Consider the following 16121-nt stretch of genomic DNA (forward strand, 5'->3'; position numbering starts at 1 on the left):
CGGGATGGGGGATGAGGGGCGGTTTCGCAATCCTTACGTGCCGGCGGCTGGTCCTTCCGGGGCTGGCAAGATGTTCACGGTCTGGCCTGGTCGAAGACGCTCGTTGCCTTGCGTGACCACCTGCATGCCAGGCGTCAGTGGTCCAGTGACTTCGATCGAGCCACCTTCCGAAACACCAAGCGTCACGGGGATCGGTTTGACAACGTTGCCCTCACTCATCGGGGCTTTCTCGACGGCGAAGACCATCGGCGACCGGCCACCCAGGACAACGGCATCCTTTGGGACGAGCAATGCCGTCTTGCGTTCACCGGTCTGCAGTAGCACGTTGCCCATCATGCCTGCCTTGAGCACCGGCTTCTCGCCGTCGAATTCGTTCTTGATGCGGATTTTGACCGGGAACGTGCGGGCTCGGACGTCTGCTTGTGGCGTGATCGAAAACACTTTGCCGGTGAACTGCCGGCCAGGGTAAGCGAACACGGCGACTGTCACCTCGCGGCCCAATTGAACGTAGGGAATGTCTTGTTCCGGGACGTTGGCCACCAGGTCGACCTGGTCGAGTTGGGCCACTTCGGCAATCGCACCACCGCTGGTCGCCCAGGCACCCACTTCGGTCGACTTCTTGACGACAAAGCCCGTGAATCGCGAGCGAATCGTGTACTTCTTGATGCGATCTTCCAACTCTTGCACGATCGCCGCTTGCATCGCGACCTGGGCTTTGGCTCGAGCGATCTGTTCGATGCGTGGCCCCGCGACAGCGAGTTCGTAGGCCGCTTTCGCTTCGAGATAGGACTGCTCGGCGCCATCCGAAGCGGCGACCGCTTCGTCGCGAACTTCCGCGGAAGTCACTTTGCGGTTCTCGTACAGTTCGACCGCACGGTCGCGTCGAGCTTTCAGATAACGAACCTGAGCTTCCGCAGCCAGCATCCGCGCTTGCATCTGCTGCACTTCTTCGGTCCGGGTGCCATTTTCCAACTCAGCCAGTTCCGCCTTGCGCATTGCCAGTTCGGCCTGGGCGGCTTCTTTCTGAAGTTCGATCGTATTGGTCAGAAGCTGAGCGACGGCGGCACCATCTTCGATGCGGTCCCCTTCTTCGTAGTTGAACTCGATGACGCGACCATCGACCGCACTTCCCAGCACGGCGTGCTTGATCGGCATGACCGTGCCAACAAACGGTTTGTGGGCGGCGATCTCCCGCTGCTCGACTTCCGCGGTCCGAACCGGAGAAGCGGGCGCTTGAGCGAACGTGCTGGCGGTCAGACAGAGCACCGCAGGGGCAACGAGGAGGAGCGACGTTAAGGAGGGCAGCGATTTCATGATGGTGATGAAGTCGTGAAGGTTTGGGGGAATGGGGAAGGAGCCGGCAAACCATCGAGATTGGCTTGCACACGCCCCAGCAGGGAATGCAATTGCGAGACCTCTTCGGCGGATAAACCTTGCACCGCTTGCTCGCGAACGTGGGTCAGGATCGCACAAATCTTTTCCCACACGGGCTCCGCCGCAGAACCGATTTCCAGGTGCTTCTTACGGCGATCTTGCACGCATGAAGCACGGCGAATCCAGTCCATGGCTTCCATGCGGTTCATGATGCCCGAAAGGGTGGGCTTCTCGATAAACATGCGTCGTGCCAGCTCGCTTTGAGTCAACGGTCCATCCACCTTCAGCCAGGCAATCACCTGGAACTGGCGGAACGTGATCCCGAAGGGACGCAGCTCGGCGTCAATTCGTTGCTGGAAGTGTTGTGCTGCCAGACAAACCCAATAGCCGGTGCTGGCATGAAAATCGTACTGCATAAAAACTTGTCGGGGGTAGATAGTTAGCCTGCCTAATCAAGTATGCCTGCAGTGCGAATGGGTGGTCAAGACTTTTCTCGTTTCGCGCAGCATAAAGCTTACAATCGTTAAACTCTGCTGAGTCGAAATGTCGATGAGATTCAAGACGCGGTCTCTTCAAGCGGCCGCACGCTTCGACCCAAAATTGGCCTTCAGCGCGGGAGGCGATCATGGCGCTCATCGATGGCGAACGACCCAACATGAAAAGCTTTGCAATCAAAACGATTCCGCACCTCGCCGTAGTGGGGGTCGCTCTTAGCACTTCCCTTGCGTGGGGACAGCAGTTGACAGCATCGCGTTGGTCGACCGACAATCCACCGACACCCTCGCTGGTGGATCCCCAAATTAAGCCGTCCGACGCCGAGCTTCGTAGGCTCCCGCCTATCGATGCCCAGCCTCCGGTACCTACCCAAACTAACAGCGTTTCGGCCAATGCTCCGGCACCTAAATCAGACCCAATTGCGGCCAAACCGCAAAATGCGTCTCTTTCCCCCCACGCGGCAGATCCCGTGGACTGGAGCCGGCCAAGTGTGGTGATTGGGCCAGAAGTTTCTGGGCGAACGGTCAGTCACGAAGAAACATTGACCGCATCGCAGCCGGCCCAGGCGCCAACTTCGCGCTTCGCTTCGATGCCATCGCTTCCGAAGATGCCGGCACCTCCGGCAGGTGGCTCGCGGTTCACGCAATCGCCTCCTCCGGCATTGCCACCCGTCGCAGCGCCCGAAAAGAAGGCTGAGAAGAAGCCAAGTCAGCCTGTCTTTGCCCGCGTCTTTGATGAAGAAGTCGAACGAAAAGAGCTGAGCCAGCCAGAAGTTGCGACTTCCAACGATGACGGCTTGTCTCCGATCTTCGCTTGCCGATTGCTCGGTTTGCCAGCGATCAAGGCAGAAAACGAAGGCGATCTCTAGTCGTTGCCGGTTGCAGCGGCCTGAGAATTCCTCAATTATGATTCACGCTGCCTGGGCGAGTTTGGCCTGGGCGGTTTCTAGGAATCGAAGAGGAGCGAGCCACGTGACCGATCAACCATCTTCTTTGCGTCAACGCATCGACGCGATCTCGGACGACCCAAGCACCCCGGTGGGGCAGCTTCGCGACATGGTCTCGCATTTCGTCGCCGAACGAGACTGGCGTCAGTTTCATGCTCCCAAAAACATCAGCATGGCTCTAGCAATTGAGGCTGCCGAACTGATGGAGCATTTCCAATGGATCACCGTCGAGGCCTCGCGAGCCGAAATGGAGCCTGACAAACGGGCCGCCATCGGTGAAGAGATCGCTGACGTGATGTGCTATGCGATGGCGCTGTGCAACGAGATGAACTTCGACATCGCCACGCTGATGCGCGAGAAGATGAAGAAGAACGTGCTGAAGTATCCTGCCGACGAGTTCCGTGGGCGTTACGGCAAAGAAGACCCGCCGAAAGAAGCGTAGTCGCGGCCTCGGGAAATATTTCGCGGAGAGCCCCCTGCCCAGATGGGCTGATTGGTGATGGCTACCAGACCGAGAACATCACGAACGCGATCCCTCCGAAGATCGTCAGCAGCAGCAAGACCTGGGTGGTGATGCCAATCAAGAGATGCGTTGCCACTTTCGGGGAGGCGCCGATCATCAGCAGTCCATACAGTGTCACGGCCAGGCCGGCTGCCATGGTGAAGAGGATCGCACAGATCAGCATGATCGACAGCGACGAGTATGTCGCGAACATGTGACACGCCACCACAATTGGGACCATCACGATCCCAATGGCAGGCAGAAGCCATGCCAGGCTGACGCGGCGAATGATCAGCTCGGCGTTGACGCCAGGATTGCTGGCGGCCGAGGGAGATTCAAACGGATTGTCGGATGAATTGGTGTCCATGGAGGATGGTTCTAGCATACCACCCTGGTTTGGTGCAGCAGCGATTTTGAGGGATGGGTAGGCGAAACGTGCCTTTCGCGCCAGAATAAGACCTGGCAAACCATCGATTCGTTCTCACGATATACGCGGAAAGCAGGGCATGGACACCTTCGACGCCATCTACGGCCGCCGGTCGATCAAGCATTATCACGACGACCACGAAATGACCGAAGAGGAAATCACCAAGCTGATGGAAGCGGCTTTGCAGTCGCCCACCTCTTTCAACATTCAGCATTGGCGATTCGTGGTTGTTCGCGATAAAGAAGTCCGCCAGCAGTTGAAAGCAGCCGCCTACAATCAGGCCCAGGTCGCTGATGCTTCGCTGTTGATCGTGCTGACGGCCGACATGCATGCCTTCAAGAAAGAGCCGGAACGCTATTGGAAGAACACGCCGCCAGAAATCGGCCAGCGATTGGTCAGCATGCTGGTCGGTTTGTACGACAACCAGCCAGAACTGCAGCGTGACGAAGCGATGCGTTCGATGGGAATCGCTGCCCAGACGATCATGCTCGCTGCCAAGAGCATGGGCTACGATACCGGCGCGCTGGTGGGTTACGACCCTGGCAAGGTTGCCGAAGTCATCAATCTGCCCGACGACCATGTTCTGGGCATGATGATTGTCGTCGGTAAGGCGAAGCAAGGTGCGTGGGGTAAGCCTGGCCAGTTGACGCTGGAAGACGTGATCGTGAACGACAAGTTCCCGGCGAAGTCGTAAGACAGCTTGCTCCCCTGCTCTACTCGCTCGGCTTGGCCGGCTTCTTGCTGAACATCGGGCGAATCGTGTAGGCGTAGCAAACGAAGTAGATCACGACCCACAGCCCGATTGCGATCCACCCGAACAACATATCCTTGATGTTGATCGAGGGGACGACGAGTTGCACCAGCCTCGGGACGAATTCCACCGTCAGGGCAACGCAGAGCAGGCACCACATGAACAAGCCGAGCGTGACGGCGGCTGAAAAGAACAGTTCTCCGAACTGCTTCTTGCTGTTGGGAAACAGGTCGGGCGGATACTTTCTCAGTTTCAGATAAGCGTGCAAGAAGGTCAGCCCGAACAATGGCAGCCATCCAAGACCCGCGATCAAACCGTTGACGATCGCCGCCAACAGGATCGAGACCAGGCCCAGAATCGCCAGCGCCCAAAACAGTGTGAATGGTTTGCTTGGGACTTGCGTAGCAGGGCTTTCTTCGCGAGCGATCCTTTCAGGCGACTGAAAGGGATTATCAGGCGGAGTAGCAGTCGGTGGCACGCGAAAAGCTTTCGGCAGTGAGGCTCAGGATCGTGCGGTTACTCGATCCAACCGCCACCCAGTAGCGTATCGCCGTCGTAGCAGACGACAGCTTGCCCAGGGGCAATGCCATTGCGTGGTTCGTCGAAGGTAACCGAGATCCTGCCTTCGGGAAGCACGTTGACCGTGGCTGGCAGGGCTGGGCTATTGTAGCGAATCATCGCCTCGCAGCGGAACGAATTCTCGCCTGGCTCGACCAACCAGTTGCAATGGCTGGCGGTCAATTCGGCGCGGCCTAAAGCTTCGATCTTGCCGAGCACAACCTGCTTGTCGACCGGGTCGATCTTCACGACGTAATGAGGTTCCCCCAAAGCGATCCCCAGGCCTTTTCGCTGGCCAATCGTGAACCGCTCGATGCCATCGTGTTGGCCGACCACGGTGCCGTCGGTCAGCACAAAGTCTCCAGCCGTTTGCGCGCCCGGACGACGCTGCTTGACGAACTGGTCGTGCTTGCCACTGGTGACGAAGCAGATTTCCTGGCTGTCCTTCTTATCAGCCACACGAAGACCGGTCTCGCCAGCCATCGAGCGGATCTCTTCCTTGTGGAAGTCGCCGACCGGCAGCATCATCCGCTTCAGGTATTGTCGACCGATGCCAAACAAGACGTAGGTTTGGTCTTTTCGTGGATCGACGCCCCGTACCAGGCGCGGCGTGCCGTCGGCATCGTCAGATGGGATCAGCCGGGCATAGTGACCGGTGGCAACGTATTCAGCACCAACGCTGTCGGCGTAATCGAACAGCTTGCCGAACTTGATCCAGTTGTTGCACATCACGCAAGGATTCGGCGTGCGGCCCCGGATGTACTCGTCGGCGAAGTACTCCATGATTTGCCCGAACTCTTCCTGCAGATTCAGGGCATAGAATGGAATGTCCATTCGATCAGCCACCCGGCGTGCGTCGGCCGCGTCTAACGCGCTGCAGCAACCTTGCTTGTGGTCGGCACGTTCGTTGAGGATCTGGAGCGCCGTACCGCCACCGGGCGCATCAAGGCTGCAGTGAGCGACCGGCGACTCTTCGCCATGGCGCATGAACACCCCGATGACGTCGTGTCCGTCACGTTTGAGCAGTTGAGCGGCGACACTACTGTCGACCCCTCCGGACATGGCTAGAACAACTCGGGCCACGTAATGAATCCTGTTGGAAACGTTCGATTCCGGAAAATGGCTTGCTGCCAATGGGCATCCGTTGGCGGCGATGATTCTCGCCATTTTAGAAAATCATCCTATTGTCCAGACACCCCCGGCAGCGGTGGGGATCCGCGAAATGCTTAAATTTCTCGGCAAATCGCTGCTAAACCCTGTCGAGAAGACGCCGATCAGCCCGATGGTCGGCGAGTCCCAGTTTTCCGAATCGAGATCGGCAGGGAAATAATTTGGGGTGAAAATGCGATCTGTCCCCCTGGGCTCAAAACGATCTCGATTCGACCGCTCGCCTAGGTTGTCACGATAGGGCCGGGGGACATACGATGGGGTACAGAATAACGCAGCTTTCCCGGACGCCGCATCACATGGAGCCAACAATGCGAACGATCCCGTTGCTTCTCTTGAGTTTGTTCTCGCTACTCGCACTACACGGAGGAAATCTCGCCATGGCACAAGAGGCCAACGAACCTGTCTCGGACGATCCGAATCTCTGGTTGGAAGATGTCACCGGCGACAAGGCTCTGGACTGGGTCAAAGAGCAAAACAAGCTGAGCGTCGCCGAGCTGACCGAATCGGAAGACTTCAAAGAACTGCAGGACAAGATTCTGAAGATCTTGAACTCGAACGAACGCATTCCATTCGTCGCCAAACGAGGCCCTTACTACTACAACTTCTGGCAAGATGGCGAGCACCCACGTGGCTTGTGGCGTCGGACGACCCCGGAAGAATACAAGAAGGAAAAGCCGGAGTGGGACGTGATCATCGACGTCGATGCCCTGGCTGAAAAAGAAGGCGAGAACTGGGTGTGGCATGGTGTCTCGATGCTGCGGCCAGACTATACCCACGCGATCGTGAAGTTGTCGCGAGGTGGTGCCGATGCCGACATCAAACGCGAATTCAATGTCGAGACGCGTGAGTTCGTCGAAGATGGTTTCTACCTGCCCGAAGCGAAGAGCCGCATCTCGTGGAAAGATAAAGACACGCTACTGGTCGGCACCGATTTCGGCGAAGGTTCGCTCACCGACTCGGGCTATCCACGCATCGTCAAAGAATGGAAGCGTGGCACGCCCCTGACTGAAGCCAAAACGATCTTCGAAGGCGAAAAGACCGACGTCAGTGTCAGCGGTGTTTACGACGACACTCCTGGCTTTGAACGTGAGTTCGTTAGCCGTGGCATGACCTTCTGGACCAGCAAGTTGTACCTGGTCGAAGATGGCAAGCTGATCGAGATCGAAAAGCCAGACGACGCCGAGGTGAACGTCCATCGGGATTGGATCTTCGTGCAGCCTCGCAGTACGTGGGAAGTCGGCGGCAAGACCTACGAGCCAGGCGCGCTGCTGGTCGGAAACTTCGACGACTACATGCAAGGGAAGCGTGACTTCACCGTCTTGTTCGAGCCAACCGATCGTAAGTCCATGGAAGGCTACAGCCCGACCAAGAACTTTCTGCTGGTCAACGAACTCGACAACGTCCGCAACAAGGTTTATCAGTGGACACCGAACAAAGATGGCACTTGGGAGCGTAAGCCACTGCCAGGCGTGCCTGAGTTTGGTTCGGTTTCGGTTGGTGCGGTCGATGAAGAAGAGTCGGACGAGTTCTTCCTGACGGTGACCGACTACACGACGCCGACCACGCTGTTCCTGGGGACCGCAGGCGATCCGGCGATCGAAAAGCTGAAGTCGCTGCCAGCCTTCTACGATGCGACTGGTATCGTGGTCGAGCAGTACGAAGCGACCTCGAAGGATGGCACCAAGGTTCCTTACTTCCAGGTTTCGCACAAGGACATCAAGCTCGACGGCACCAATCCGACGCTCCTGTATGGCTACGGTGGCTTTGAAGTTCCGCTGACGCCGAACTACTCCGCCACAACCGGCACTGCCTGGTTGACTTCTGGCGGCGTGTTCGTGGTGGCCAACATTCGTGGTGGTGGCGAGTTCGGTCCGAAGTGGCATCAGGCCGCGTTGAAGGAAAACCGTCACAAGGCTTACGAAGACTTCATCGCCGTTGGCGAAGACCTGATCGCCCGCAAGGTGACCTCGTCGGAACATCTCGGCGTGATGGGGGGCAGCAATGGTGGTTTGCTGACCGGCAACATGCTGGTGCTGCGACCCGACTTGTTTGGTGCCGTCGTCAGCCAGGTTCCGCTGCTGGATATGAAGCGTTTTCATCTGCTGTTGGCAGGGGCAAGTTGGATGGGTGAGTACGGCAACCCAGACGATCCAGAGCAGTGGGAGTTCATCCAGACCTTCTCGCCTTATCACTTGGTGAAGAAGGATGTGAAGTATCCCAAGACGCTGTTCACCACCAGCACCCGCGACGACCGCGTCCACCCAGGCCACGCTCGCAAGATGGTTGCCCGGATGAAGGACATGGGGCACGATGTTCTATACTATGAAAACATCGAAGGTGGCCACGCCGGCGCCGCCGACAACAAACAGCGAGCCTTCATGACCGCGCTGACCTACGAGTTTCTCAAGCAGCAGTTGATGAACAAGTAAGGCCGGTTGTCGGACTCACTTATTGTTGTGCATTAAAGCACTTAGCTAACGTTTTTGTTTGGCTAGGTGCTTTTTTTGTAACTGAATTGTATGACTAATGCTGATTTCTTTAGAGCCAGTCGCCTTTGATGGAAGTGTGGAGGCAGTCTGGTATTCCAGCGATTTTAAGCCAGTTCATAGATTTGGAGAAGGCAGAGCCAGGCTTCGCCTATTAGATCTTCTAATTAGGCCCGCATTCCTAGTGCTGGAGGAGAATCTTCCACAATAAATATGCTCGACTGAAGCAGGAATGTGTATGTAAAACGTTTGATACAAATGTCCCAGGTGGATGACGTTGCCCCTGCCTACATAGGGTGAACCAATGGTTAAAGATACACGCGAATCTCAATCGGAATTTGTAAAGAAGTCAATAGCTCAAAGTATCGTTGTTGCAATCGCAGTAGTCGGTGTTCTATACCTGCTCAAAGCCTACTTTCTGGCAATCAAGGGAATTAGCTTTCTAGAAATTGCAGAAAATCTCAACGAGGTTGGCGACTCTTTTGGGGTAGTTAATGCAATGGTTTCGAGCATTGCAATTCTTTTTATTGTGCAGTCACTTCAGGAGCAGGTGACTGCAAATCGAATTAGCAAAGAAGAAGCAGAGACGAATCGAATCGACGCCGAAATCGCCAAGTTGCAAGCTGAAAAGGAGCACCAAGATTTGCTCCTAAACAGGGAGTCGACTTCACGAATGGTTCGACTTCAGGAGTTTTCGATGCGTATGCAATGGCTAAGTACAGTGAATAGGCTGAGCCGTGAACTCGATGAGATCATGGATTGCGACAGTCCCGTGGGCGATTTCAACTCACTTGAAAGCGAAAAGTTGTTCTCATGGTATCGACGTGGTTTGGCAATATGCGCTGAAAGACTAATTGCAAATCGATTCATGGAAAGCGACGGAAAAGTTGTTCAGATCGTTGGTGAGGAAAGCAAATTCGCTGAAGATTGTTTGTTTGTGGGCAATCATGTTTTAGACGAGTGGGTGGAGGTGCATCGCCGGCGAAGTGATCCTGCTTTGCATGAACCAATGGAAAATTTGGGGACCGTAATTTCGGAGCGGATAAGCGATCTCGATCAGAAATGGTCTTCTGTCGTAAGGGTCCAGAACGGTCTGCAGACGATTTCAAGACTTTCCAAGAGTTGTGAAGAAGTGGAGAGGAATGAAGAGCGTGAATCGGAGATTTGTAGAGGACTATTTCGGGCAATCTTTCAGGTGTGTTCTATTCAAACTCGTCGTTTAACTGAGGCCGTAGTGTTCTTGTCCTAATGGTGACACTGCTCGGAGGATGTGATTAATGCGCGCATATATCGGGGTGACACGACGTCGTTATCCATCGAAACACTTTACAATGGCTGACGAGAATCTCGCTGACTGGGCTAATAGTCAGGACACTTCGAAGGGCTATCGAGTGAGGAAGGTGTGTACTCTCTACGGTCAGTACGATTTTATGATTGTGGTCGAAGCCAATGATCTTCACTTACTTCATCTTGTTGTCCAAGAAATTGGATCACAGAACGGTATTGGTGATACTGAAACGTTTATCGCGAGCTCGAAAGACGATGTAGGTAGAGAGACTTCGCTGATTAATGATCCAGGTTGTGTTGCTCTATGCTTCAATGTCGACTTCGGATACGCAGCAGAAGATGGGATCGACCGTATTAAAGAGCAACGCCTCGGTATGCCTGCAAGTCCAGAAGCTGCAATTCATCGCGGAAAATTAACTAAGTGTGAGCATTTGGCTGAAACGCTGCGGAATGAAGATCGCGTACTTTTTGCCGATGCCGTATTTGGCAAATTTGACGTGATAGCGATTATTAAAGAAGGTGTTCAGAAGAGCAGTTCGGGAGAGATGCAAACGCTTCATCAGTTTCTTGTGTATCAGGTGGATAACCTGGACCATATTTTGAAGACGGCAACTCTGATGAACTGCCCAAAGATGACGAACAAGTCGTAGTGAGCGTCGTCACTTGTTTTATGACCAAAAGAGATATCGTTACTTAGCTGTACGGTGTGTTTTTGCTTAGAAATGCAAATGATTGAGTTAACTGATTGTTGTGGAAGATAGAAAACCTGCCGAAGATCGCCAGAAAACCCAACCCGAGATCGACACCAAAGTGCGGATTTTCGGGGCGGCCCTGGTCGTGATTGTTATCGTTACAGGGGTCCTGTTTTGGTCGGTGATGCTGATGGTGGTTTCGTCGGTGAAATCAAAGCCTTCCTCGTCCAGCGGGAAGCTGACCCCGGCCGAGGCTCTTTTTCTGGAGCAGACCACACGCGATTGATCGCTTTGGTGACTTCTGATTGAAGGCGGTCCATAAAAAAGTGCGTGCCCTGGGATAGAGCACGCACTTTCGTTGTTGGTCGGATTGGCGTTTCGCTTAGTGCAGTTCGACTGGTTGGCCAGGAACGGGGAACGATTCGCACAGCGAAGCAACTTCGCCGCGGATGCGGGCATGAACGGAAGCGTCCTCGGGAGCCTTGAGGGCTTCGAGGATCCAGCCGCCGATCATCTTCATTTCTTCGGTTTTCATGCCGCGAGTCGTCAACGCTGGCGTACCAATGCGGATCCCGCTTGGGTCCATTGGCTTGCGTTCGTCGAACGGGATCATGTTCTTGTTGACCGTGATGCCGCAAGCGCCCAGGGCGTTTTCGGCTGGCGTGCCGGTCGTGCCGACAGCGGTCACGTCGACCAGCATCAAGTGGTTTTCGGTGCCGCCCGAGACAAGCTTCAAGCCGCCTGACATCAGGGTGTCGGCCAAGGTCTTAGCGTTGTCGACCACCTGCTGAGCGTATTGCTTGAACTCTGGCTGCAAGGCTTCGTGGAAGCAGATCGCTTTGCCGGCGATCACGTGCATCAACGGACCGCCCTGGGTGCCAGGGAAGACGTTGCGATTGATCATCTTCGCGTTCTCTTCCTTGCACAGGATCAGACCCGAGCGAGGGCCACGCAGCGTCTTGTGACATGTCGTCGTCACGTAGTCGGCGTAAGGAACCGGGCTGTTGTGGATGCCACCGGCAACCAGGCCAGCGTAGTGAGCCATATCGACGAACAGCTTAGCACCGACGTCGTTGGCAATTTCGGCAAACTTTTCGTGCGGGATTTCACGCGGGTAAGCGGAAGCACCAGCGACGATCAGCTTTGGCTTGTGTTCTTTGGCCAGCTTGGCGATCGCATCGAAGTCGAGGCGATGCGTTTCGCGATCGACGCCGTAGCTAATGAAGTTGTAGAGGATGCCGCTGACGTTCAGCTTCATGCCGTGGGTCAAGTGACCACCATGGGCCAGATCGAGCCCCAGGATCGTATCGCCTGGTTCGACAGCCGTCAGGTAGACCGCGAAGTTGGCTTGCGAGCCAGCGTGGGGCTGAACGTTGGCATGCTCGGCACCAAACAGTTGCTTGGCTCGGTCGATCGCCACTTGTTCGATCACGTCGACATGTTCGCAGCCGCCATAGTAGCGACGGCCTGGGTAACCTTCGGCGTACTTATTGGTCAGCACGCTGCCGACGGCCTGTTGAATGGCCGCGCTGGTGTAGTTTTCCGAGGCAATCATTTCCAGGCCGTCTGCCTGACGAACCTGTTCCGCCTTGATGGCTGCCCAAATTTCGGGATCGTTTTGCTTGATTAAGTTCATGCCAACGTCGTGGTTGTAACCATGTGGGGACCCCAGAGCGAACCAATGCCCCGGAAAGAATATTGAATTGTCGGAAAGCGTGTAGGGTTCGTCAACGGGCACAGATGCCCCCAGATTTAAGGCATACAGATATCGCAATTTGCAGGGAAATATCGGAGAATTACTCCCCTGCCCCCCGCACCATTTCGATACCGTGGCATTGCGAACCAGGAAACACCGACGATGAGCCAGCCCAACCCGTTTGAAGCTCCCCGGCCAGATGCCCCGCTGATCCCTGCGGATCGGCCGCCATTGGATACCTCGGGCGATGCCACGGGAGGCTTGATTCCTTATAAAAATCCATCCGCGTTGGCGGCGTATTACCTGGGGATTATCGGGATGTTCCCGGTGATTGGGATCTTCGCTTCGATTCCGGCGTTCGTCCTGGGAATCATGGGGCTGCGAGCCCGTAAGAGAAACCCGGCGATCAAAGGCTCCGTCCATGCATGGATCGGAATCGTGCTCGGGTTCTTGGCGACGTTGGCCAACTTGTCATGCATCAGCCTGATGGTGATTGGCCTGGTCGGCGGGGCTGTGCGATAAAGCCTGCGGGAACTGGTTAGTCGATCGGTTCTGCCAGATAGTCTACGAAGCCTTGCTTGGCTTGCTCTTCGGTCGGGCGTACCAACTGAGCGACTAACTCGCCATCGAGTAGAAATACAAACGTTGGCCAGAGCTTCACGCGGAAGGTCCTTCCCAGGCGTTTTCCGCGACCATCGGCGACCCGAATATGGTTGATCTCGGGGTGTTCGGTGAGCAGAGCCTGAACGGTATCAGAAAGCTTCTGGCAATGCTCACACCAGTTCTGGCCGAATTCGATCACCAGGCGTCCTTGCGACTGGTCGATCTCTTGCCGCGACGGGACAACTTCCCGGTATTCACAGTCAAAAGGCATGGGGCGAAACTCGATATCAAAGCTAGGCGGAAACCACGGGTAGTCCATGGTCAGTGTAGCATATTTGCGCCCAGCTCTTCCGATTTCGTGCGAGGATCGTCTCGAGTTCGCCCCCCAGACCAACGATGCCGTTACTCGGCACCCATTTGCGTTTCCGCCGAATCGACCGACTTGGGTTTGCTCTTGGGCGGGTTGCTCGAGATGTCGACATCGATCACCGATGTCGGTTGAGTGGGATCGATGGTGACCGACTTGTAGCCAGATCGGCTGTAGACCTCGGGGATCTCGGTGGTCGTTCCCTTGCCATTGTTGGCGTTGGCGGGCACCGGATGAATCTTCAGCATGTACGTACCAGGGACCGCGCCCAAACCATAGCGACGCGTGCCGAGTTCGTAATAGCCATTCTCGTCAGTGATGCCGAACGCGTTGGGATGGGTCTCCGATTCGAAGGCGACTTCGACAAACGGAACCGGTTTCCCTTCCATTCGCACGACACCACTCACGTTGACAGTTTTTAACGTGTAGCCGCCGCATCCCAGAGAACTGGCCAGCACGATGGCCAGAATAGTCAACAGGCTGGATCGAATCATGACGTTTCTTACGCCTCGTGTTGGAACGGAACTAAATCAGCACGTGGTGAAGATTGTGAAGTTGGCGTGAACCAAGATCGACCGCCTGCCTGAAGCCTCGGCAGGCGATCGCTTCGCAAGGAAAGATCGGCGATTAATACTCAGGAATGACCTGACCATCGTCACGCTGGCCAATGTTGCCCAGCACGGCCCGGTCGATCGTTTCTGGAATCATCCGTACGCTACCGTCGCCATAGACGAACATCGCACCGCCAACATGGTGCGAGCCGAAGCTGTAGATGCTTTGGCCATTGATCAGGTAAAGATCGTTGGCGATGCCGCTACGTTCCTGTCCACGCAGTGTCGACATTAGGTTGTAAGCCGTCGGCGAACCGGAGGTCGAAGCGCCGTTGCGAGTCTGACCGACCCAGACGCTGCCGTTGTAGTCCATGAAATCGCCGGTACTTTCGTCGATGGTACCGTTCGGGCCATAAGCCGTTTCGCCGACCATTACCGTATTGGAAAGGCCATCGGTGGCATCGCGGAACTTGACGTTGCTATTCGCGCCGAACATGCCGTTGTTAGCATGTGGGCAACTGCCGGCAACGATGCCGGAGCAAGCGTCGTCGGTGTAGGTGATCTGCATGTTGCGTTCGCCGAAGACGGCTTTATACGTGTTAATCGCGTGAGCAGGAGCGGTCGACGAACTCGGGATTGTTTCGTTCAAGTTACCGCCAGGGGCACTCGGGCAGCGATAGGCCGAGATGAAGGTCTGCGAGTACAGCACGATGTCGGGATCGTCCGAGCAGTGTTGTTCATTCATTCGCAGGCCTTCAAACACGTTGTTCTGTTCGATCTGTGGCAGAATCATCGCTGCCCACGACCAGCCAGGTCCAGACAAAGCTGTGCCAGAGTTCGAGGGAGATCGCGAGAAGGCCATCGGCAAGCAGCCGCGGCTGTCGTGATAGGTGTGCATCGCGAGACCAATCTGCTTCAGATTGTTGGTGCATTGCATTCGGCGGGCAGCTTCACGAGCCTGTTGCACAGCCGGCAACAATAAGGCGATCAAAACACCAATGATGGCGATCACCACGAGTAGCTCTACCAGCGTGAAGCCCCGGGTGTGATTGGAACGAGGTGACATGACAACTCCATCGTATAACCGGATCGGATAAAAACAGAGGGTTCCTGCGCACGATGGAGATGTCTTTTTTCGTTGGGTTTGTGGGGGTAGCCTTACTCTAGAAAACGCCTTGTTGGTTCGAAATGACTAAAAGCGCAAGTTTCTTAATCGTTTACGCAATTAGACTTCCAGGGGACCGTAATCACCGCAGAAATGAGGCTCAGATAGCCTGATGGCCCAGATAAAGCCCCTTGGCAGGTGGGGGGCGATGGGCGAAGCGTAACCGCCGTGGCGTGCCATATCTTAGAGAGCCACGGCGGAGATTTCTTCGTGATCGAAGCGAGGAATTAGGTGTATTCCTGCTTCGTTGGCTTGATGATCAATTCTGCAACGTGCGCTCGCGGTGGAAGGTGACAGATCGCCAGAACCACTTCACTGAAGTCTTCCGGCTGCAGCATGCGGGCACGGTGCTCTTCGGTGACTGGGTTGGGTCGCTGAGCGAGGATCGGCGTGTCGACTTCACCTGGGTAGATGTTCGTGATGCGAACACCATCAACGGCGACTTCGTTGCCGGCCGCGGTGCCGAGAGCGGTCATGGCGAACTTCGAAGCACAATAGGCGATGCCGCCGAGGGCATAGGCCCGTTTGCCCGAGATCGACGAGATGTTGATGATCAGGCCATCCTTCTTTTCACGCATCGAAGGCAACGCTGCGTACATCAGGTTGTAGCCACCGGTGGCGTTGATCTGCATGACCTGGTCCCACTGCTCTGGCGTCATCTCGGCCATGCTGCGGGTCTTGATATTCACACCGGCGGCGTTCACCAGGATATCGACTGGGCCGAGCGTCTTGGTGACGAAGTCGAACAGTCCGTTCACGCTGGCTCGATCGGCGACGTCGACGCTGTGGCAATGGATTTCCGCTTCGCTTTCGCCAGCGACTTGTTCCAGTACTTCAAAGCGACGGCCAGCGATGGCGACCTGGGCCCCATCGGCGGCGAGAGCCAGGGCAATGGCCTTGCCGATACCACTTCCACCACCAACAACCAGGGCAACTTTACCTTCTAACGACATCAGCGACCGCCTTCCAATATTTGACTTCCAGGGATGCGAAACGGGGATTTGAGGGTCGAAGCATGGGTGAAATCGACCCGTTTCCCACGGAGCCAGAC

18 protein-coding genes are annotated in these 16121 nt (G+C 55.7%); 8 read left to right on the forward strand and 10 right to left on the reverse strand.

From position 1 onward, the window contains the following. Positions 1-33: 33 nt before the first annotated feature. Both AB1L30_RS01820 and AB1L30_RS01825 read right to left on the reverse strand, forming a co-directional pair. Positions 34-1314: an efflux RND transporter periplasmic adaptor subunit gene (locus AB1L30_RS01820; RefSeq protein ID WP_367011612.1), complete on the reverse strand. Its 1281-nt coding sequence runs from the start codon at positions 1312-1314 to the stop codon at positions 34-36. Next, positions 1311-1790 (reverse strand): MarR family transcriptional regulator, encoded by a 480-nt coding sequence (locus tag AB1L30_RS01825; protein ID WP_367011613.1) that lies wholly within the window; start codon positions 1788-1790, stop codon positions 1311-1313. The genes AB1L30_RS01820 and AB1L30_RS01825 overlap by 4 nt, the downstream gene beginning before the upstream one ends. A gap of 209 nt (positions 1791-1999) precedes the next feature. Between AB1L30_RS01825 and AB1L30_RS01830 the strand changes: the two genes are divergently transcribed. Together AB1L30_RS01830 and AB1L30_RS01835 are read left to right on the forward strand one after the other, a co-directional pair. After that, positions 2000-2737 (forward strand): hypothetical protein, encoded by a 738-nt coding sequence (locus tag AB1L30_RS01830; RefSeq protein ID WP_367011614.1) that lies wholly within the window; start codon positions 2000-2002, stop codon positions 2735-2737. Positions 2738-2840: 103 nt separating this feature from the next. Further along, the gene (locus tag AB1L30_RS01835; RefSeq protein WP_367011615.1) at positions 2841-3257 is read left to right on the forward strand and encodes a nucleotide pyrophosphohydrolase; all 417 of its coding nucleotides are present in this window, start codon (positions 2841-2843) and stop codon (positions 3255-3257) included. Positions 3258-3318: 61 nt separating this feature from the next. Here the strand turns inward: AB1L30_RS01835 and AB1L30_RS01840 are convergent, their stop codons facing one another. Continuing rightward, the gene (locus AB1L30_RS01840; protein WP_367011616.1) at positions 3319-3684 is read right to left on the reverse strand and encodes a hypothetical protein; all 366 of its coding nucleotides are present in this window, start codon (positions 3682-3684) and stop codon (positions 3319-3321) included. 139 nt (positions 3685-3823) lie between these two features. Here AB1L30_RS01840 and AB1L30_RS01845 point away from each other — a divergent pair, with 139 nt between their 5' ends. Further along, complete coding sequence (locus tag AB1L30_RS01845; protein ID WP_367011617.1) at positions 3824-4438, forward strand: nitroreductase family protein; 615 nt, start codon at positions 3824-3826, stop codon at positions 4436-4438. 19 nt (positions 4439-4457) lie between these two features. Here AB1L30_RS01845 and AB1L30_RS01850 read toward each other — a convergent pair whose 3' ends face one another. Both AB1L30_RS01850 and mnmA read right to left on the reverse strand, forming a co-directional pair. Further along, positions 4458-4973, reverse strand: a complete 516-nt coding sequence (locus AB1L30_RS01850; RefSeq protein ID WP_367011618.1) for a hypothetical protein — start codon at positions 4971-4973, stop codon at positions 4458-4460. Between the two features lie 38 nt (positions 4974-5011). Beyond that, on the reverse strand, positions 5012-6136 hold the full coding sequence (gene mnmA, locus AB1L30_RS01855) for a tRNA 2-thiouridine(34) synthase MnmA (protein WP_367011620.1): 1125 nt from the start codon (positions 6134-6136) through the stop codon (positions 5012-5014). Between the two features lie 13 nt (positions 6137-6149). Between mnmA and AB1L30_RS01860 the strand changes: the two genes are divergently transcribed. The 4 genes from AB1L30_RS01860 (at position 6150) to AB1L30_RS01875 (ending at position 10646) form a co-directional block, all read left to right on the forward strand. Then, on the forward strand, positions 6150-6383 hold the full coding sequence (locus AB1L30_RS01860) for a hypothetical protein (protein ID WP_367011621.1): 234 nt from the start codon (positions 6150-6152) through the stop codon (positions 6381-6383). A 217-nt stretch (positions 6384-6600) separates the two neighbouring features. After that, the gene (locus AB1L30_RS01865; RefSeq protein WP_367011622.1) at positions 6601-8652 is read left to right on the forward strand and encodes a prolyl oligopeptidase family serine peptidase; all 2052 of its coding nucleotides are present in this window, start codon (positions 6601-6603) and stop codon (positions 8650-8652) included. A gap of 361 nt (positions 8653-9013) precedes the next feature. After that, the gene (locus tag AB1L30_RS01870; protein WP_367011623.1) at positions 9014-9958 is read left to right on the forward strand and encodes a hypothetical protein; all 945 of its coding nucleotides are present in this window, start codon (positions 9014-9016) and stop codon (positions 9956-9958) included. A 28-nt stretch (positions 9959-9986) separates the two neighbouring features. Continuing rightward, entirely contained in the window at positions 9987-10646 is a 660-nt protein-coding gene (locus AB1L30_RS01875) for an Lrp/AsnC ligand binding domain-containing protein (protein WP_367011624.1), read from the forward strand. A gap of 424 nt (positions 10647-11070) precedes the next feature. On the opposite strand, the gene glyA is transcribed toward AB1L30_RS01875, so the two are convergent. Continuing rightward, positions 11071-12324 carry a serine hydroxymethyltransferase gene (glyA, locus tag AB1L30_RS01880; protein ID WP_367011626.1) on the reverse strand — a complete coding sequence of 418 codons (1254 nt, stop codon included), beginning with the start codon at positions 12322-12324 and terminating at the stop codon, positions 11071-11073. A 222-nt stretch (positions 12325-12546) separates the two neighbouring features. Here glyA and AB1L30_RS01885 point away from each other — a divergent pair, with 222 nt between their 5' ends. Then, positions 12547-12906, forward strand: coding sequence for a DUF4190 domain-containing protein (locus tag AB1L30_RS01885; protein WP_367011628.1), 360 nt, complete (start codon positions 12547-12549; stop codon positions 12904-12906). Between the two features lie 16 nt (positions 12907-12922). Here the strand turns inward: AB1L30_RS01885 and AB1L30_RS01890 are convergent, their stop codons facing one another. The 4 genes from AB1L30_RS01890 to AB1L30_RS01905 all read right to left on the reverse strand — a co-directional run bounded on the left by AB1L30_RS01890 (position 12923) and on the right by AB1L30_RS01905 (position 16023). Continuing rightward, the gene (locus AB1L30_RS01890) at positions 12923-13258 is read right to left on the reverse strand and encodes a thioredoxin family protein (protein WP_367011629.1); all 336 of its coding nucleotides are present in this window, start codon (positions 13256-13258) and stop codon (positions 12923-12925) included. 131 nt (positions 13259-13389) lie between these two features. Beyond that, complete coding sequence (locus tag AB1L30_RS01895; protein WP_367011630.1) at positions 13390-13848, reverse strand: hypothetical protein; 459 nt, start codon at positions 13846-13848, stop codon at positions 13390-13392. A gap of 133 nt (positions 13849-13981) precedes the next feature. Then, entirely contained in the window at positions 13982-14971 is a 990-nt protein-coding gene (locus AB1L30_RS01900; protein WP_367011632.1) for a DUF1559 domain-containing protein, read from the reverse strand. A gap of 326 nt (positions 14972-15297) precedes the next feature. Beyond that, positions 15298-16023 carry an SDR family oxidoreductase gene (locus AB1L30_RS01905; protein WP_367011634.1) on the reverse strand — a complete coding sequence of 242 codons (726 nt, stop codon included), beginning with the start codon at positions 16021-16023 and terminating at the stop codon, positions 15298-15300. Positions 16024-16121 lie beyond the last annotated feature (98 nt).

Origin of the sequence: Bremerella sp. JC817, from assembly GCF_040718835.1 — a bacterium.
Taxonomy (GTDB): Bacteria; Planctomycetota; Planctomycetia; order Pirellulales; family Pirellulaceae; genus Bremerella.